The sequence below is a fragment of the Frigidibacter albus genome (genome assembly GCF_009908165.1).
GTDB lineage: Bacteria > Pseudomonadota > Alphaproteobacteria > Rhodobacterales > Rhodobacteraceae > Frigidibacter > Frigidibacter albus.
Genome location: NZ_JAAAUC010000013.1, coordinates 34,886 through 53,944, shown reverse-complemented (window position 1 = coordinate 53,944; position 19,059 = coordinate 34,886). Strand labels below are relative to the sequence as shown.

At 68.2% G+C, this 19,059-nt stretch carries 15 protein-coding genes; 11 read left to right on the top strand and 4 right to left on the bottom strand.

Annotated elements, in window-relative coordinates:
• Positions 1–161: 161 nt before the first annotated feature.
• Genes GVY41_RS17575 through GVY41_RS17565 form a run of 3 tightly spaced genes read right to left on the bottom strand, consistent with a single transcriptional unit; the run spans position 162 to position 3,072 of the window.
• Positions 162–1,088, bottom strand: a complete 927-nt coding sequence (locus tag GVY41_RS17575; RefSeq protein ID WP_205600093.1) for a 2-hydroxyacid dehydrogenase — start codon at positions 1,086–1,088, stop codon at positions 162–164.
• A 24-nt stretch (positions 1,089–1,112) separates the two neighbouring features.
• Positions 1,113–2,420 (bottom strand): NAD(P)/FAD-dependent oxidoreductase, encoded by a 1,308-nt coding sequence (locus GVY41_RS17570; RefSeq protein WP_161348317.1) that lies wholly within the window; start codon positions 2,418–2,420, stop codon positions 1,113–1,115.
• 25 nt (positions 2,421–2,445) lie between these two features.
• Complete coding sequence (locus tag GVY41_RS17565) at positions 2,446–3,072, bottom strand: cupin domain-containing protein (protein ID WP_161348316.1); 627 nt, start codon at positions 3,070–3,072, stop codon at positions 2,446–2,448.
• Between the two features lie 273 nt (positions 3,073–3,345).
• Between GVY41_RS17565 and GVY41_RS17560 the strand changes: the two genes are divergently transcribed.
• The 5 genes from GVY41_RS17560 (at position 3,346) to GVY41_RS17540 (ending at position 9,128) form a co-directional block, all read left to right on the top strand.
• On the top strand, positions 3,346–5,010 hold the full coding sequence (locus GVY41_RS17560) for an ABC transporter ATP-binding protein (protein WP_161348315.1): 1,665 nt from the start codon (positions 3,346–3,348) through the stop codon (positions 5,008–5,010).
• Positions 5,011–5,060: 50 nt separating this feature from the next.
• Positions 5,061–6,728, top strand: a complete 1,668-nt coding sequence (locus GVY41_RS17555) for a peptide ABC transporter substrate-binding protein (RefSeq protein WP_161348314.1) — start codon at positions 5,061–5,063, stop codon at positions 6,726–6,728.
• A 68-nt stretch (positions 6,729–6,796) separates the two neighbouring features.
• Positions 6,797–7,747: an ABC transporter permease gene (locus tag GVY41_RS17550; protein WP_161348313.1), complete on the top strand. Its 951-nt coding sequence runs from the start codon at positions 6,797–6,799 to the stop codon at positions 7,745–7,747.
• Between the two features lie 23 nt (positions 7,748–7,770).
• Complete coding sequence (locus tag GVY41_RS17545) at positions 7,771–8,649, top strand: ABC transporter permease (RefSeq protein WP_161348312.1); 879 nt, start codon at positions 7,771–7,773, stop codon at positions 8,647–8,649.
• Between the two features lie 125 nt (positions 8,650–8,774).
• Positions 8,775–9,128, top strand: coding sequence for a cupin domain-containing protein (locus GVY41_RS17540; protein ID WP_161348311.1), 354 nt, complete (start codon positions 8,775–8,777; stop codon positions 9,126–9,128).
• Positions 9,129–9,144: 16 nt separating this feature from the next.
• Here the strand turns inward: GVY41_RS17540 and argE are convergent, their stop codons facing one another.
• Positions 9,145–10,278: an acetylornithine deacetylase gene (gene argE / locus GVY41_RS17535; RefSeq protein WP_161348310.1), complete on the bottom strand. Its 1,134-nt coding sequence runs from the start codon at positions 10,276–10,278 to the stop codon at positions 9,145–9,147.
• A gap of 154 nt (positions 10,279–10,432) precedes the next feature.
• Here argE and GVY41_RS17530 point away from each other — a divergent pair, with 154 nt between their 5' ends.
• The 6 genes from GVY41_RS17530 (at position 10,433) to GVY41_RS17505 (ending at position 19,001) form a co-directional block, all read left to right on the top strand.
• Complete coding sequence (locus GVY41_RS17530) at positions 10,433–10,888, top strand: GNAT family N-acetyltransferase (protein ID WP_161348309.1); 456 nt, start codon at positions 10,433–10,435, stop codon at positions 10,886–10,888.
• 8 nt (positions 10,889–10,896) lie between these two features.
• Entirely contained in the window at positions 10,897–12,939 is a 2,043-nt protein-coding gene (locus tag GVY41_RS17525) for a hydantoinase/oxoprolinase family protein (protein WP_161348308.1), read from the top strand.
• Entirely contained in the window at positions 12,936–14,882 is a 1,947-nt protein-coding gene (locus tag GVY41_RS17520) for a hydantoinase B/oxoprolinase family protein (protein ID WP_161348307.1), read from the top strand. Before GVY41_RS17525 ends, GVY41_RS17520 begins: the two co-directional genes overlap by 4 nt.
• Positions 14,883–15,011: 129 nt before the next feature.
• Positions 15,012–16,475 carry an aldehyde dehydrogenase family protein gene (locus GVY41_RS17515; protein ID WP_161348306.1) on the top strand — a complete coding sequence of 488 codons (1,464 nt, stop codon included), beginning with the start codon at positions 15,012–15,014 and terminating at the stop codon, positions 16,473–16,475.
• A gap of 7 nt (positions 16,476–16,482) precedes the next feature.
• On the top strand, positions 16,483–17,514 hold the full coding sequence (locus GVY41_RS17510) for a tartrate dehydrogenase (protein ID WP_161348305.1): 1,032 nt from the start codon (positions 16,483–16,485) through the stop codon (positions 17,512–17,514).
• A gap of 11 nt (positions 17,515–17,525) precedes the next feature.
• Positions 17,526–19,001, top strand: coding sequence for an NAD-dependent succinate-semialdehyde dehydrogenase (locus tag GVY41_RS17505; RefSeq protein WP_161348304.1), 1,476 nt, complete (start codon positions 17,526–17,528; stop codon positions 18,999–19,001).
• The last annotated feature ends 58 nt before the right edge of the window (positions 19,002–19,059 follow it).

Here is a 19,059-nt window from a genome sequence, read left to right as displayed (position 1 = left end):
CGTGCCCTCCTAGGTGTTTGATCCCACGGTTTGATGGTGCGATGCGTTCAAGGGAACGGAAGGAAGCATTATGGGACAGGTTCGTCACGGGAGCGCCACCTCTGACAGGAGAAGTGAACCCTGACGCGTCCCTTCAGGGCATCGCGTTATGAGGTCAGACCCTAGTATCCCCGGCTGCGGTCCACCAGCCCGGTCACCCGCTGCCCCTGCAGATGCCGGCGGATGTTGGCGACAGTGGCGGCGGCGGCGCTTTCGGGGCGGCTGTGGCCGGCGATATGCGGCGTCAGCACCACCTTGGGATGCGACCAGAGCGGATGCCCCGCCGGCAGCGGCTCTGGTACGGTGACGTCGATCACGGCGGCGGAGAGCTGGCCGGAGTCCAGCGCCGCCAGCAGTGCCTCCTGATCCAGATGGTCACCGCGACCGGCCTGCACCAACCCTGCGCCCTGCGGCAGCTGCGCGAAGAGCCCCCCATTCAGGATGCCGCGGGTCTCATCCGTCAGCGGCAGCAGGCAGATCAGGATATCGGTCTCGGCCAGCATCTTGCGCAGCCCCTCCGGCCCGTGGTGGCAGGTGACCCCGTCAATCTGGCGCGGGCTGCGCGACCAGCCTGCCAGCGGAAAGCCGAAAGGGCGGAGCGCGGCGGCCGTCGCCCGGCCAAGCTCTCCCAGCCCCAGGATCCCCACCCGGCGCTGATCGGCCCAGACGAAGTCGCGCGTCTTCCAGACCTGCTGGCGCTGCTGGTCCAGATAGGCCGGCAGGTCGCGGTGCAGTGCCAGAACCGCCATCACCACATAATCGCGGACCATGGCCGTCAGCCCTTCCTCCACCATGCGCACCAGCTGCGCACGCGGCGGCAGGTCGAGGCCCACCACCTGATCGATCCCGGCGCCGGTGGAAAAGATCAGCTCCAGATTGCCAAAGCGCGTCGCCAGATCCTCGGGGAAGGTCCAGGCCATCAGATAGCGGACCTCGGCCGGGTCCACCTCGGCCAGGTCGCTGGCAAAGCGCACCTCGGGCAGATCACGCGCAAAGATCCGGCGGAAGGTTTCGACCCGCTCGGGGTAGGACAGGATGAGGAAGGTCACGGGGGCAGCCTTTCTGGAAGGGGGTCAGCGGGTGGCGCGGCTCATGGCGATGCGGTCCTGCATCCGGTAGCCCTGGATGAAGGCCGGCATGAACCACGGCTTGCCGTTATAGAGCGGGATCGCCGGCGGTGGGCGCATGTCAAAGGCGGACCGGCCCTGCGCGTCGCCCATCAGCTTGTGCGCGGCGCGGCTGCCGATCCACGGCGCCCAGACCACGCCAGACCCGCAGAAGCCCGTGGCATAGGTCAGGCCCTTATGCTCGAAGATCCGCGGGATCATGTCGCGGTGCATGGCGACATTGCCGAACCAGCTGTGGCTGAGGCGCACATCCTGCAGTTCCGGGAACAGCCCGATCAGCCCCTTGCGCAGCATCAGCGTCGGCGCCGCCGGATCGCCCGACTGCGAGGCGTCGCGGCCCCCCAGCAAGATGCGCGTCCCGTCGGGCGAGGGGCGGTAGTAGAACCCCAGCACCTTGCCCTCGGACCCCATCATCCGCTTGGGCATCAGCCGGTCCATCATCTCCACCGGCAGCTCCTCGGTGGCGATGATCCGGCTGCGCACGGGCACAAGCCGGCGGCGCAGGAAGGGCATTGCGGCATCGGTGTAGCCATTGGTGCAGATCAGCACCTGCCGCGCCGCAATCTTGCCGGCAGGGGTGGTGACGACAAAGCCCGCGCCCGTCGCCGCGATGCCGGTCACGGGGCAGCCTGAATGCACGGCCGCGCCAGATGCCAGCGTCACCCGCAGGATCTCGGCATGGTATTTCGCCGGCTGCAGCCCGCCGATATCCATCCGCACGGTGCCGCCGCGGTAATAGTCGGTGCCCATGTAGGCGCGCTGCTCGGCCCGCGGCACGGCAAAGCTGTCGATCCCCAGCTTCTTGTGCAACGCCTCGGCCCCGCGCGCCGCGCTTTCATACTGTTCCTGCCCGATGGCGCCATAGAACCGCCCGGTCAGCTGAAAATCGCAGTCCAGCCCCTCGCTGCGGATGAAATCATAGGTGAAGGCGCGCGCCGCCTTGCCCTCCGCCTCGATCGCCAGCGCGCGCTCCTCGCCATAGCGGCGCTTCAGCTGGTCGAAGGTCATGCGGATATTGCCGCTGGTGATCCCGCCGTTGCGGGATGAGGCGCCCTCGCCGGGGTTCATCGCGTCCAGCACCGTCACCGCCCGGCCCGCCCGCGCCAGCGTCAGCGCCGCCACAAGCCCCGCATAGCCGGCACCGACCACGACCACATCGGCCTTTGCTGCCAGCGGCGTTTCGGGCAGCGGGCGGACCGGGGCGTCCTCCCACCAATAGGGGGTGCGTTTGTCGGGGGCGCTGGTCTGCTGCATGGTCGGCCTTCCGGGGGGTTGTGCGCTAGAGGTGGCGGTCGAATTGCACGGCGCCGATGATCCACAGCACCTCGACCGGCTCATCGCCGGTGTTGCACAGGCTGTGGGGCAGGGCGCTGTCGAAGCAGAAGCTGTCGCCGGTGTTCAGCTCCACCCGCTGGTCATTGACGGTCAGCGTCAGGCGGCCCGACATCACGAAGCCGCCCTTTTCCGCAGGATAGCTCAGCGCGCGCCCGCCCGATTCGCCGCCCGGCTCGATCCGCAGGATCATCAGCTGCAGGTTCTGCCGGTCGGGCGGTGTCATCAGCTCCTTGCGGATCGAGCCCAGGTTGATGACCGGGCGATTCTCACGGCGGCGCACGAAAGACGGATCGCTGCCCGGCACCCCGGCATCCGCCGGCACCTCGCCGAACAGGTCCTGCATCGAGACATTCAGCGCCCGGCGCAGCGCCGTCAGCAGCCGGACAGAGGGGTTGGCCAACCCGCGCTCCACCTGGCTGATCATCCCCACCGACACGCCCGAGGCGACGGCCAGCGCCTGCAGGGAAAGCCCGCTTTGCTTGCGCAGGCGCCGCAGCGTGGCCCCGACATGGGGCTCCGGGGCCGCGCCCTCGGGGGGCCGCTCCGCCGGGGTCTCTGCCCGCTGATCCATCGCCTTGTCCTCCGGCCTGGCCGTGCCTGCATCTCCACACAATATTGAAAGAGGCCGCATAAAAATTCAATATCTATGTTTGCCCGGTTTGGTAAAAGTTTCGCTTAAATAATAATCGTTACATGAATAATCACTACTTAACAGCATATTGGTTGGCTATCTTCATGCAGATTCGGCCAAGACGGCAGCGCGATCTCTGACAAGACCCTTGCTGCAATATTCACTATATGCTTGTTTTTGTAAAAGTGAACGTTCAACCGGAAGTCAGCGACCATGCCCGACCAAGGCGCTCAACCCCTTCAGACTGCTGATCCTGCCGCACCGCAGCCGGTGCTGTCGGTGCGCGATCTGACCGTCAGCCTGCCGGACGGCATGGAACGCGCCCATGCGGTGCAGGGCATCTCCTTCGACCTGCTCCCGGGGCAGATCCTGTGCATCATCGGCGAATCCGGCTCCGGCAAATCGGTCACCGCCCATGCGGTGATGGGCCTGCTGCCGCCCAGCATCAAGGTCACCGAAGGCGCGATCCGGATGGGCGGGACCGACATTCTCGCCGCGGGGGCCGAGACGCTGCGCGATCTGCGCGGCCGCAAGATGGCGATGATCTTCCAGGATCCGCTCTCGGCGCTGAACCCCCTGATGACCGTGGGCGCGCAGATCGCCGAGGTGATGATGGCGCATGGGGTGGGCACGCCGGGCAGCCGCCGCGCCCGGGCGCTGGAACTGCTGGACGAGGTCGGCCTGCCCGATCCGCCGCTGATGTATCGCCAATATCCCTTCCGCCTGTCGGGCGGGCAGCGCCAGCGGGTGATGATCGCCATGGCGCTGGCGCTGGAGACCTCGATCCTGATCGCGGATGAACCGACGACCGCGCTCGACGTCACCACGCAAGCCCAGATCCTGAAGCTGATCCGCGACATCCAGGCCCGCAAGGGCATGAGCGTGATGTTCATCACCCATGACTTTGGCGTCGTGGCCGAGATTGCCGACAGCGTCGTGGTGATGGAAAAGGGCCATATCGTCGAGCAGGGCAGCGCCGATACCGTACTGCGCACCCCCGCGCATCCCTATACCAAACGCCTGATCGCCGCCGTGCCGCACCTGACCGGCACCGACCGCGCGCATCCTGCCGCGGCACCTGCCAAGGCCGAGCCGCTGCTGCGCGTGGAGGGTCTGGTCAAGACCTATCGCAGCGGCAGCAAGCTGCTGGGCACCGAGCGGGTGGTGAAGGCGGTGGACGGCGTGTCCTTCGACCTCTGGCCCGGGCGGACCTTGGGTGTCGTGGGCGAAAGCGGATCGGGCAAATCCTCGCTGGGCCGGCTGCTGGTCAAGCTGATGGACAGCGACAGCGGCAGCATCCTGTTCGAGGGCAGCGATATCGCCGCGCTGAAGGAAGACCGCTTCCGCGCGCTGCGCCCCAAGATCCAGATGATCTTTCAGGATCCCTTCGCGTCCCTCAACCCGCGCTCGACCATCGGCCATATCCTGACGGTGGGCCCGGTCGCGCACGGCGTGCCCTATGCCAAGGCGCGGGCCTCGGCGCAGGATCTGCTGACGATGGTCGGCCTCGATGCCGGCGCCTTCGGCCGCTATCCGCACGAATTTTCCGGCGGCCAGCGCCAGCGCGTGGGCATCGCCCGGGCGCTGATGTTCCAGCCCAAGTTGCTGGTCGCAGACGAGGCGGTCTCGGCCCTCGACGTGTCGATCCAGGCGCAGATCCTGGAACTGCTGGACAAGATCCAGCGCGAGACCGGCGTCGGGATGATCTTCATCACCCATGACCTGCGCGTCGCTTCGCAGATCTGCGACGAGATCGCGGTGATGCAGCGCGGCAAGATCGTCGAGAGCGGACCGCCCTCGCAGATCTTCCTCAATCCACACTCCGCCTACACCCGCGAACTGGTGGCGGCGATCCCAGGGGAACAGCCGGGCAGCTAAGACCCGGTGCCCCTTCCGACAACGGCAAAGCCACTTCAGGGAGACGATCAATGGCTCACCACAAGACCCCAACCACGATGTCGCGCCGCGGCGCCCTCATGCTGATGGGCGCGGCCGGCACGGCTGGCCTGCTGGCCCCGAACCTGCTGGGCAAGCCGGCCTTCGCCGCGACGCCCCCCGAAACGCCGACAGGGCGGATCATCGTCGGCCTGTCGCAGGAACCCACCAACTTCAACCCGCTGATGGTCAAGATCGAGGTGGATGACGGCGTCCATTTCTCGATGTTCGACGCGCTGTTCCGGGTGATGCCGGATGGCGAGATCGTGCCGAACCTTGCCAGCGAAGTGCCAAGCCAGGCCAATGGCGGCATTTCCGAGGATGGCCTCGAATGGCGCGTGAAGCTGCGCGATGACGTGACCTGGCATGACGGCGCGCCCTTCACCGCCGAAGACGTCAAGTACACGCTCGACCTGATCGTGAACCCGGATTTCCGCAGCTGGCGCACCGCCGGCCACTCGCTGCTGCGCGAAGTCACGGTGGTCTCGCCGACCGAGGTCACCTGGCGGATGGAAAAGCCCTTCTCGCCGTACCTGTCGTTCCTGACCGAAACCTTCATGGTGCCCAAGCACATCCTGGGCGCCGAGGCCGATCCGAACACCGCCGCCTTCAACCAGGCGCCGGTCGGCACCGGCGCGTTCAAGTGGGACAACCGCATCGCAGGGGACCATATCAGCCTGGTCGCCAACCCGGACTATTTCGGCGAGGGCCCCTATATCGAGCAGCTGATCTTCAAGTACATCCCCGACGTGACCGTGCTCTACACCCAGTTCAAAAGCGGTGACGTCGATCTGCTGGGCCGCATGTACATCACCCCCGACAACTATGCCGAGGCGCAGACGCTGGCCGGCAAGGTGATCAAGCTCGAACCGGCCACCTCGGTCGAGACCATCTACCTGAACCTCGAACGCCCGGTCTTCAAGGAACTGGCGGTACGCGAGGCGGTCTATGCCGCCATCGACAAGGCTTCGATCATCGACGCGCTGTATTACGGGCTGCCGGATTCGGTGGAAACCTTCATGCCCCGCACCTCGGCCTATTTGCACCCCGACCTGCCACAGCATGAATTCAGCCTGGAACGCGCCAACCAGCTGCTGGACGAGGCCGGCTGGGTTCCGGGATCTGACGGCATCCGCGAGAAAGACGGGGTGCGGCTCTCGTTCGTGAACTCCACCACCTCGGGCAACCACCTGCGCGAGCAACTGCAGCAGTTCGTGCAGCAGACCCTGCGCGAGGCGGGCATCGAGATGACGATCGAGAACTACCCCGCTGCGGTGATCTGGGGCGAGTTCTGGACGCAGTCGCAGTTCGACTCGGTCGTCGTCGGCATCACCTATCTGATCGGCTCCGACCCGGACGTCACCAACCGCTTCCACTCGGGCGCGATCATCGCGCAGGGCGGGCGCGGATCGAACAACGCGCAATACAAGAACGCCCGGGTGGACGAGCTGCTGGACGAAGGCAGCGCGAGCTTCGATCCCGAACGCCGCCGCGAGATCTATCTCGAGGTGCAGGAACTGATCCGCGCCGACCTGCCCTTCCTGCCGCTGTTCTCGGACAACTCGATCCGCGCCTGGAAAGAGGGGATCGAGGGGGTCGTCCACAACGGCAACACCCGCACCGAGACCTGGAATGCCGGCCAGTGGTACTGGGCCAGCTGATCCGACGCCGCCGCCCCGTACAGGGGCGGCGGCACCCACCCGAAATTCGCTGATCCCCCGAGGCGCCCATGCTGGTCTTCTTGCTCAACCGTCTGTGGCAGAGCGTGATCTTGCTGCTGATCGTGTCGATCATCGGCTTCACGATCCTGAACCTGATGCCCGGCGGGCCGCTGGCGCAATTCGCGCTCGATCCCGGCATGACCCAGGCCGACATGGACCGCCTGGCCGAGCAGATGGGGCTGAACCGCCCGCTGCCGGTGCAGTATTTCGACTGGCTGATGCGGATGCTGCAGGGCGACTGGGGCACCTCGTTCCGCGACGGGGTTCCGGTGCTGGACGTGATCGGGCGGCACCTGTTCGCCACGCTGCTGCTGATGGGATCGTCCACCGTGATCGCCATCGCCATAGGCACCTGGATCGGCATCCGCGGCGCGACGCATCGCTATTCGATGTTCGACTATTCGGCCACGGTCGGCGCGATGGTCGCCCTGTCGATCCCGACCTTCTGGTTCGGCCTTGTCGGCATCTATGTCTTCTCGCTGCGCCTTGGCTGGGTGCCGGCGGGCAACATGTACACCATCGGCGACGGGTCGGTGCTGAATTACCTGCACCACCTGATCCTGCCCAGCATCGTGCTGTCGCTGGTCAATGTCGCGGTCTGGAGCCGCTATATGCGCAGCGCCACGCTGGACGTGATCAACCAGGATTTTGTCAAGACCGCCCGTGCCAAGGGCCTGACCGAACGGCGGGTGCTGATGAAGCACGTCGTGGGCAACGCCCTGCTGCCGATGATCACGCTGGCGGGAATGCAGCTGCCCAGCATCCTTGGCGGCGCGCTGGTGACCGAGACGGTGTTCACCTGGCCCGGCATGGGGCGGCTGTTTCTGGATAGCCTCGGCTACAGCGACTACCCGGTCGTGATGGGGATCTTGATGTTCTCGGCCTTCCTGACCGTGCTTGGCAACCTGATCGCCGATGTCGTGATCGCCATGGTCGACCCCCGCATCCGCCTGGGCTGAACGCCGCCCCCGAGGAGACTGACATGTCCACGATCCCCCTTTCCGAACCGCGCAGCCGCTGGTGGCACAGCCGCGCCGTGCGCCGTTTTGCCCGGCACCGGCTGGCGCTGATCGGGGTGGTGATGATCACCGCCCTGACGCTGGCCTGCGTGGCGGGGCCTTGGCTGCTGCCCTATGACCAGCTCTATATCGACCTGCGGGCCCGCTTCGCGCCGCCGATGACCGGGCAGCACTATCTGGGGACTGACCCGCTTGGCCGCGACATTGCCGCGCGGCTGCTGATGGCCGGGCGCACCTCGCTGCTGGTCGGCGTCTGCGCGATGGTGCTGTCCACGCTGCTGGGGGCCTTTGTCGGCGTCGTCGCAGGCTATCGCGGCGGCTGGGTCGGCGCGTCGCTGATGCGCATGGTCGATGCGTTCCTGGCCTTCCCGTCGATCTTCCTGGTGCTGGCACTGGCGGCGCTGCTGAAACCCAGCCCGACCATGATCACCATCATCATCGCCCTCACCAGCTGGATGGAGGTGGCCCGCATCGTCGAGGCCGAGGTGAGGTCGCTGCGCGAGCGGGAATTCGTGCAGGCCGGGCGGATGCTGGGCCTCAGCCGCAGCCACATCATGTTCCGCGAGATCCTGCCCAATGCCATGGGCCCGATCATCGTCGCCGCCACGCTGACCGTCGCCCGCGCGATCCTGCTGGAGGCGTATGTCAGCTTCCTTGGCTACGGCATCCAGCCGCCGCTGCCGAGCTGGGGCAACATGCTGAACGGCGCGCAGCAATACCTGGCCAGCGCGCCCTGGCTGGCCATCGTGCCGGGCATCACCATCACCATGGCCGTCACCAGCTTCAACTTCATCGGCGACGGGCTGCGCGACGCGCTCGACGTGCGCAGCGGCCCGGGCTGAGGCCGCCGCCGAACGATCCACTCCCCGCCCCCCGGTCTTCGGCACGATCTGCGCCCCCGCGCGCCAGATCGGGGGCGGGGCTGCGGGCGGGCATCGTATCTTGCCCCCGACATAAGGAGACGACCATGACCCTGCTCAAGACCCTCGACCATAACCCGACCTTCACCCCGACCCATGCCCTGCCGGATGCCGACCGCCTGATCGAAGGCGCGCCAGAATTCAGCACCTGGGCGATGGATGAGGCGCGGGACGGCAAGATCAAGTCCGGCGTCTGGCAGGCCACCCCCGGCCTGACCCATTCGATCAAGGGCGAGACCTTCGAGTTCTGCCACATCCTCGAAGGCGTCGTCGAACTCACCGAGACCGGCCAGCCGCCCGTCACCTACCGCGCCGGCGACAGCTTCGTGATGAAGCCCGGCTTCGTGGGCACATGGCGCACCATCGAAACCGTGCGCAAGATCTACGTGGTCGCCTATTGAACGGCGTGCGGCGGGGTCAGCCCGCCGCCACCTGCCCAAGCCCCCGCAGCATGGCGCAGCACCCGGCCAGCTCATCCACCGTCACGAACTCATCGGGCCGGTGCGCGCGGGAAATCGAGCCCGGCCCGCAGATGATCGAGGGCACCCCCGCCCCATGGAACAGCCCGGCCTCGGTGCCATAGCTCACCGATTGCAGCGCGGGCTTGCCGGTCAACCGTTCCAGCAGCTCGGCCAGGCCGCGATCCTCGGGCGGGGGCAGCGCGGGATAGCGGGCCAGCTCGCGATGCGACACCCGCACCCCCTCCAACGCCGCCAGCCGCGCCAGCACCTCGGCGCTGATCGCCTCGGGCGCCTGGCCGGGAACGGAGCGCACCTCCATCTGCACCGTGCAGCGGTCGGGGATGATGTTCAGGGCCGCCCCGCCCTGCACCACCCCGGCCACGACCGTCGAACAGGGGGGCGAGAACCGGGCGTCGAACGGCCCCTCGGCCGCCAGCCGCGCCGCCAGATTGCGGATGAACAGCAGCACCTCCGCCGCCGGATAGATCGCGTTCACCCCCAGATCGGGCTGCGAGCTATGCGCCGCCTTCCCCTCGATCACCAGTTCCAGCGCCTGCTTGCCCTTGTGCGACAGCACCGGCTGCATGTCGGTCGGCTCGCCCACGATGCAGGCCAGCGGCGGGGCGCACAGACCCGGCAGCGCCGCGAGCATATGGGGGACGCCGCGGCAGCCGATCTCCTCATCATAGGAAAACGCCAGATGGATCGGCCGGCGCAGGCCGAGTGCCAGAAGCTCCGGCACCATGGCGATCATGCAGGCCAGAAAACCCTTCATGTCCGTCGCGCCGCGCCCATAGAGCCGCCCGCCTTCGGCCCGCAGGCGGAACGGGTCGCTGGCCCAGACCTGCCCCGCCACCGGCACCACATCCATATGTCCCGACAGCACATAGCCCGGCACATCCCGCGGCCCGATGGTGGCGAACAGGTTCACCCGGTCCCCCTCGGGCCCCGGCAACACCGTGCACTCCACCCCCGCCCGCGCGAGGTGGGCCTGCACGCAGCCAGCCACCCGCGCATTCGGCGCGCCGGGCAGATCGGCGCAGGCAACAAGATCGGCCAAGATCGCTTCGGGGATCGCTTCGGGCGTCATGTCAGGCTCCATCGGGGGTTTCCCCATCCTCACCGGCGCGCCCCGCAGATCGTGCCGAACTGCGCAGCCCCTGCAACATTCCCTGCGGATCGCCGGCGCATCACAGTCAGCGGCCATCGTGCCGCCGTGCGATCCTGCCCGCAAGGAGATAGCCATGATCCACCCCCTCGCACCCCAGACCTGGACCCGCCCCGACGGCTACAGCCTGTCCACCGAACGTGCCCGCATCGACATCAGCGTCGTCGCCTGCTTCCTGGCGGAGGAGGCCTATTGGTCGGATGGCCTGCCCCGCCCGGTGCTGGAACGCGCGCTGGCCGGATCGCTGCCGATGGGCCTCTATGCCCCGGATGGCGCGATGGCGGGCTTTGCCCGCGTGGTCACGGATTGCGCCGTCTTCGCCTATCTGCGCGACGTCTTCGTGCTGCCGCCCCATCGCGGCCGCGGCCTTGCGCCCTGGCTGGCGCTGACCATCCGCAGCCACCCCGAACTGGCGACGGTGACAAGCTGGATGCTGGCGACGCGCGATGCCCATGCCGTCTATACCCGCGCCGGCTACGCCCCGGCGCCGAACCCCGAATACTACATGACCGTCCCCAGGCGGCAGGAATGAGGCACCCCATGGGCTACAGGATCGGCGTCGATGTCGGCGGCTCCTTCACAGATTTCGCGGTGCTGGATGACAGCGGCACCCTCACCACGCTCAAGGTCTTCTCGCGCCCCGATGCGCCGGGGGCCGAGATCACCGCCGGGCTCGACCGTCTGGCCCGGGGCCATGGCATCCCCGCGGCCGAGGTCAGCTATTTCACCCATGGCACCACCGTCGGCATCAACACCGTGATCCAGCGCAACGGCCCCCCGCTTGCCCTGTTCACCACAAGGAATTTCGAGGATGTGCTGGAGATCGCCCGCCTCAAGATCCCGCAGATCCACAACCTCTACTCGAGGCGCCCCGCGCCGCTGATCCCGCGCAACCGGGTCTTTGGCATCACCGAGCGGATGGGGGCAGATGGCCAGGCGGTCACCGCGCCCGATCCCGCCGATGTGGCGGCGATGGTCGCGCAGGCGCAGGCCGCGGGCGCCGAGGGCATCGTGCTGGCCTTCCTGCACGCCTATCGCAACCCCGCGCATGAGCAGGCCGTCGCCGCGATGATCGCAAGGATCGCCCCCGGCCTGCCGGTCGTCACCTCCTCCGGCACCTGGCCGGTGATCCGCGAGTATGAGCGCACCATCACCGCCGTCATCTCGGGCTATGTGCAGCCGCGCGTGGCCCATTATCTGGGCCGGTTCGAGGCGGCGCTGAAAGACAAGGGCGTGACCGTGCCCGCCCATATCACCAAGTCCAACGGCGGGGTGATGGGCATTGCGCAGGCCCGGGCCGAATGCGTGCAGATGATCCTGTCGGGCACCGCATCCGGCGTGATCGGCGCGGGCTGGCTGGCGCGGGAATGCGGCTTTCCGAAGGTGCTCAGCCTCGATATCGGCGGCACATCGGCCGATGTGGCGGTGATCCTGGACGGTGTGCCGCAATATGGCACGGGTGAGGTGATCGGGGATTTCCAGATCCACATCCCCTCGGTCGCGGTCAGCTCGGTGGGGCAGGGCGGCGGATCGGTCGCCGCGGTGGATGCGGGCGGCATCCTGACCGTGGGGCCGCAAAGCGCAGGCTCCACCCCCGGCCCGGCCTGCTACGGGCGCGGCGGCACGCAGCCCACGATCACCGATGCGATGGCCGCCGCCAACCTGATCGGCCATGGCACGCTCGGCTATGGCGCGGTGACGGTGGACCGCGAGGCCGCCCGCGCCGCCATCGCCCCGCTTGCCGCCGCGTTGGATGCCAGCATCGAGGAGACCGCCGCCAGCATCGTCGAGATCGCGGTGTCTGCCATGTATGCCGAAGTCTCGGGCCTCATCTCGCGCTTCGGCATCGACCCGCGCGAGTTCCACCTGTTCGCCTGCGGCGGCGCGGGCGCGATGCTGGCCTGTTTCCTGGCGCGAGAGCTGGACATGAAAGGCGTCATCGTGCCGCCCACCCCCGGCGTGGTGTCGGCGCTTGGCGGCCTGATCGCCGACCTGCGCAACGACTTCATCCGCACCCTGTTCGTCGACCTGACAGAGGAGGGCGCACAGACCCTCGCCGCGCCTTTGGCAGAGCTGGAGGCAACGGGCCGCGACTGGCTCGCCGCCCAGGGGCACGCGGCCGAGGCGCAGATCACCGTCAGCGCCGACATGCGCTATCTGGGCCAGAGCTACGAGATTGAAACGCCGCTGCAAGCGGGCTGGCTGCGCAGCGCCGACCGCGGTGCCATCGCCGCCGCCTTCCATGCCGAACATGCGCGGCTGTTCGGGCATGACAGCCCCGAGGCGCCGGTGCAGATCGTCAACCTGCGGCTCGTCGCCAGCGCCCCCACGCCCAAACCGCGCCTGCAACGCCCGGCCCCCGCCACCGGCCCGGCCACGACCTCCGGCCAGATCACCGGCTGGTTCGACGGGCGGCCGCACCCCACACCGCTCTACCCCCGCGCCGGGCTGCATCCCGGCCACCGACTCAGCGCCCCCGCAATCGTCACGCAGGACGACACCACCACCGTCATCCCGCCCGGCTTCGCGCTGGAGGTCGATCCCTTCGGCAACCTCATCCTCACGCGGGAGTTGCACGCATGACCGCCATCACCCCCCGGACCCTTCAGGTTCTGGCCAATTTCTGCGGGGCCGCCGCCGATGCGATGGCCTTCACCCTGATGCGCACCGCCCATTCCGCCTTCGTGAAGGAGACCGAGGATTTCTCCTGCCAGATCGTCACGCGCGATGGCCTCGCCTTCGCCAACCCGCGCCAGTTCGGCGCGCCCTGGTATTCCGGCATCGACTATGGCCCGCTGCTGGCCTGCATCCCGGACTATGCCGAGGGCGATATCTGCATCACCAATGACCCCGAGGCGGGCCATGTCGCCACCCACACGCCCGACATCCACATCTGGAAGCCGGTGTTCTTCGGCGGGCAGCTGGCCTGTTTCGTCGTCGGCCACATCCACAACACCGATGTCGGCGGCGCCGTGCCCGCCAGCCTGTCGCGCAGCCTGACCGAGATTGCGCAAGAGGGCCTGCGCATCCCGCCGGTCAAGCTGGTGGAAGGCGGCGTGCAGAACCCCTTCGTGGCGCAGCTGATCCGCGCCAATGTGCGCCTGCCGGACCAGAACCTTGGCGACCTTGCCGCGCAGATCGCCTCGGTCAATGTCGGCGAGCGCAAGATGCAGGGCATCATCCGCCGCTTTGGCCTGACCGCCTTTCTGGAAGGCGTGGAGGCGATCCTCGACCACGCCGAGGCGCAGGCCCGCCGTATCCTCGGCACCATCCCCGATGGCAGCTACAGCTTTGCCGACTACGCCGATGAGGACAGCCCCGCCGGCCTGCCCGCCCGCATCGCGCTGACCCTAAGGATCGCGGGGGATGAGGTGACGCTGGATTACACCGGCTCGGACCCGCAGCTTGGCTCCTCGCTGAACATGCCGACCGGCGGGCGCGAGCGGCATCCGCTGGTGATGGTCGGGCTGACCTATGTGCTCTATACGCTCGACCCGTCGCTCTGGCTCAACGCCGGCACCCTGCGCCCGGCGCGGGCGGTGCTGCCCGAAGGCACGGTGGTGAACTCTGCCCCCGGCGCGGCCATCGGGATGCGGTCGCTGACCTGCGCCATGACGCAGATCGTGACGGTGGGCGCCTTCGCGCAGGCCCTGCCGGGGCGCATCCCGGCGGCTGCCCCCGGTGGCAACGCGATCATGAACATCAAGACCGCGGCGCGGAACGGCCGGCCGATCATGGCCTCCATCGGCCCGGTGGGCGGCGGTGGCGGCGCGATGCCCTTTGCCGATGGCAGCGACGGCGCGGGCGGGGCCACGGGCTTCCTGCGCAACACCCCGGTCGAGATCACCGAGGCCGAGGTGCCGATCCGCTTCCTGCGCTATGGCCTCACGCCCGATACCGGCGCGCCGGGGTTGTGGCGCGGCGGGCTGTCGGCGGTGATGGAGTTTCAGGTGACGGCCCCCGAAACCGTGGTCACGGCCCGCAACCGCAACCGATCCATCATGGGCGCATGGGGCCTGAACGGCGCGGGCGAGGCCTGCGTTTCGCGCTTCGTGAAAAATCCGGGGTCGGATCAGGCGGTCGAGCTGGGCAACACCGATCTGGTCCACTGCGCCCCCGGCGACGTGATCCGCGTCACCGGCCCAGGCGCGGGCGGTTGGGGCGATCCCTTCGCGCGGCCTCCGGCGCTGGTGCTACAGGACGTGCAGCGCGGCGCGGTCAGCCCCGAGGCCGCCGCCCGCGACTACGGCGTGGTGATCGCGGGCGGTGCGGTGGATGCGGCGACGACCGGGGCGCTGCGCGCCGCCCCCCGCCCGGCCCCCGCGCTCTATGCCTTCAGCCCCGGCCGCCTTGCCTTCGAGGCGGTCTGGACGGAAGATCGCTATGCCCACCTGACCGCCTTCCTCGCCGCGCAGCCGGTCGGCTGGCGGTTCTTCCTCAAGCACCGGGTCTTTGCCGAGGTGGCGGCGGGCGAGACCGACATGCCCACCCTTTTCGCCCGTCTCCGCGAAGCATACGCCCTCTGACACCCCCACAGGGAATTGCGCCACCGCGCCGGCAAACAGAATTATCCGCTGCGACGCGGGTGGCCCCGACGCAATCTGCGGGCACCCCGGCGCTAGACTCCCCGCAGAGCCAGCCCCCCGGAGACCGCCATGAGCCTTTCCTTCGACCCCGACGCGCTCGACCTGCCGAAGGGGCACTTCATCGGCGGCCGCTATCGGCCCTCACCTGACGCGATGACCCTGCATCGCCCCTCGGACGGCGTGGCCTATGCCGGCCTGCCCATCGCCAGCGCCGATCTGATGGATGAGGCGGTCTGCACCGCCAAGGCCGCCCTGAAATCATCGGGTTGGGGCAGCTGCCAGCCGCGCGAGCGCACCCGCGCCCTGCACCGTTGGGCCGATCTGATCGAGGCGGATGCCGAACACTTGGCCCGACTCGAAGCCGTCGCCTCCACCCGCCTGATCAGCCAGATCGCCACCGGCGACATCGCGGTGACGGCCGAACAGATCCGGTTCTTCGCCGAGATGGCCGACAAGGAGGGCGGCGACCTGGTGCCCACCCGCGGCGACCAGCTGGGCATGATCGTGACCGAACCCTACGGCGTGGTGGGCGCGATCACGCCCTGGAACTTCCCGATCTCGATGGCCGGATGGAAGCTGGCCCCCGCGCTGGCCGCAGGAAATGCCGTGGTGCTGAAGCCGTCCGAGATGACCCCCTTCGCCACGCTGCGCATGGCCGAGCTGTCGGTGCAGGCCGGCATTCCGGCGGGGCTGGTCAATGTGGTTCTGGGCGACGGCCCCACCACCGGCAACGCCCTGACCGGGCATCCCGGCATCGGCAAGGTCAGCTTCACCGGCTCCACCGCCGCCGGATCGGCGATCATGGCGAATATCGCCCGCAGCGGTGTCAAGCCGATGACGCTGGAACTGGGCGGCAAGAGCCCGCAACTGGTGTTTGCCGATGCCGACCTGACCCTCGCCGCCGACAGCATCGCCCGCAACATCCTGTTCAACGCGGGGCAGGTCTGCGTCGCCGGCAGCCGGGTTCTGGTGGAGGCGAGCGTCGCGGGGGCCCTGACCGAAGCCCTCGTCGCCCGCCTGCAGCCCGGCCGCCTCGGCCCGACATGGGACGCCGCCACCGAGTATACCCCCATCATCTCGGCCCGCCAGCTGGACCGGATCGACGCGCTGGTGGCCGCCGCCATCACCGAGGGCGCGGAGGTGCTGACCGGCGCCGCCCGGCTCGACTGCCCCGGCTATTTCTATGCCCCCACCCTGCTGGCCGGCGTCAGCCAGACCAACACCGCCGTGACCGAGGAAATCTTCGGCCCGGTCCTGACCTTGCAGACCTTCCGCACCGAGGAGGAGGCGCTGGCCCTCGCCGATCACCCGACCTATGGCCTTGCCGCGGGCCTCTTCACCCGCGACCTGTCACGCGCCCTGCGGGTGATGAAGCGGCTGGAGGCCGGCACCGTCTGGATCAACCGCTATGGCCGCTCGCGCGATCACATCCTGCCGACGGGGGGATACAAATCCTCGGGCATCGGCAAGGATCTGGGCCGCGACGCCTATCACGCCAACCGCCGCACCAAATCGGTGCTGATCGACCTGTGAGGACGCCATGACCTACCGTATCGCCCTGATCCCGGGGGATGGCATCGGCCGTCCCGTCACCGAGGCCGCCATCGAGGTGGCGCAGAAAGCCGCCCCCGACCTGCTGGAGACAGTGACCTTCCCCTGGTCCTGCGAGACCTACCTTCAAACCGGCCGGATGATGCCCGAAGACGGGATCGAGACGCTGCGCAGCTTCGACGCCATCTTCCTCGGCGCGGTCGGCTGGCCCGCATTGGTGCCCGATGCGGTGTCGCTGCACGGGCTCTTGCTGCCGATCCGCAAGGCCTTCGTGCAATACGCCAATATCCGCCCGCACCGGCTGCTGCCCGGCGTGCAGGGGCCGCTGCGCAAGGAGGGGTTCGATATCCTGTGCATCCGCGAGAATACCGAAGGCGAGTATTCCGGCGCGGGCGGCCGCGTGCATGTGGGCACACCCGATGAGGTGGCGGTGGAAACCTCTGTCTTCACCCGGGTAGGGGTGGAGCGGATCCTGCGCTTTGGGTTCGAGCAGGCGCGCAAGCGCCGGGGCAAGCTGGCCTCTGTCACCAAATCCAACGCGCAGAAATACTCGATGGTGTTCTGGGATGAGGTGACGGACCAGCTGGCAGCCGAATACCCCGATGTCGAGGTCAGCCACTACCATGTCGACGCGATCTGCGCGCGCATGGTGATGGCGCCCGAAAGCCTTGACGTGGTGGTGGCGTCGAACCTCTTCGGCGACATCCTCACCGATCTGGGCGCGGCGATTCAGGGCGGGCTCGGCTTTGCCGCCTCGGCCAATATCAACCCCTCGCGCTCGGCCCCGTCGATGTTCGAGCCCGTGCATGGGTCGGCCCCCGATATCGCGCATCTGGGCATCGCAAACCCCATCGCCGCGATCTGGTCGGCGGCGATGATGATGGACCATCTGGGCGAGGCGGTCGCGTCGGCGCGGATCATGGCGGCGCTTGGCGCGACCACGGCGCAGGGCATCGGCACCGTGCCGGGGCAGGACCGGACCGAGGCGATCACAAGGGCCGTTCTGGCCGCATTGGACTGAGGGATTTCATCATGGGTGCAAGGGTTTACGCCAGCCTTCCGGGGCTGAAGGACGAGGGTCTGTTCCGGCAGGCGGCGCTGATCGGCGGCGCGTGGCTGCCGGCCGCCAGCGGCAAGGTCGTCGAAGTGACCGACCCGGCGACGGGCGCGGTCATCGGCACGGTGCCTGACCTGTCGGGCGGCGAAACGGCTGCGGCGATTGCCGCCGCAAATACCGCGTTCCAGATCTGGCGCCGGGTGCCCCATGCCGCCCGCGCCGCGGCGCTGGAGCGTTGGTTCGCGCTGATGGAGGCCCATGCCGACGACCTCGCGCTGATCGTGACGCTGGAGCAGGGCAAGCCGCTGGCCGAGGCGCGGGGAGAGATCGCCTATGGCGCGTCCTTCGTGAAATGGTTCGCCGAAGAGGCGCGGCGCATCGAAGGCTCGGTGATCCCCGCCCCTGCCGGCGACCGGCAGATCGTGGTGCTGAAAGAGCCGGTGGGCGTGTCGGCCATCGTGACCCCGTGGAACTTCCCCAATGCGATGATCACGCGCAAGGTCGCCCCGGCGCTGGCAGCGGGCTGCACGGTGGTGATCAAGCCGTCCGAGTTCACGCCCTTCTCGGCGCTGGCCCTCGGGGTTCTGGCCGAACGCGCGGGCATTCCCGCCGGGGTGATCAACATCGTCACCGGGATGCCGGCCGAGATCGGGGCAGAGCTGACGGCGAACCCTATGGTGCGCAAGCTGTCCTTCACCGGATCGACCCGCATCGGCTCGCTGCTGATGGCCCAATGCGCGCCGACGGTGAAGCGGCTGAGCCTCGAGCTTGGCGGCAACGCGCCCTTCGTGGTGTTCGACGATGCCGATCTGGAGGCTGCGGTGGAGGGCGCCATCGCGTCGAAGTTCCGCAATGGCGGGCAGACCTGCGTCTGCTCCAACCGGATTCTGGTGCAGGCGGGGGTGTATGAGGCCTTTGCCGCGAAACTGGCCGCGAAAGTGTCGGTGATGAAGGTCGGCCCCGGGCTGGAGCCGGGGGTGGAGATCGGCCCCATGATCAACGCCGCCGCAATCGACAAGATCGCCCGCCACGTCGCCGATGCCACCGCCAAGGGCGCGGTGATCCTCGCCCGCGCCGCTGTGCCCGAAGGCGGCCAATACGCCGCGCCGATGGTGCTGACCGGCGCGACCGAGGCGATGGAACTGGCGCAGGAGGAAACCTTCGGGCCCGTCGCCCCGCTGTTCCGGTTCGAGACGGAGGAGGAGGCGATCCGCCTTGCCAATGCCACCCCCTTCGGCCTTGCCGCCTATTTCTACACCGAAAGCCACCGCCGCGCCTGGCGCGTCGGGCAGGCGCTGGAATTCGGGATGGTGGGGCTGAACACCGGCAGCATCTCGACCGCGGTGTCGCCCTTTGGCGGGGTCAAGCAGTCCGGTCTGGGCCGCGAAGGCGCGCGGGTGGGGATTGACGAGTATCTGGAGACCAAGGCCTTCCACATGGCCGGTCTCTGACCTTGGAAACGCTTCGGGGGGGCAGTCAGCCCCCCGAAGGCTTGGAAACACCCAGCTA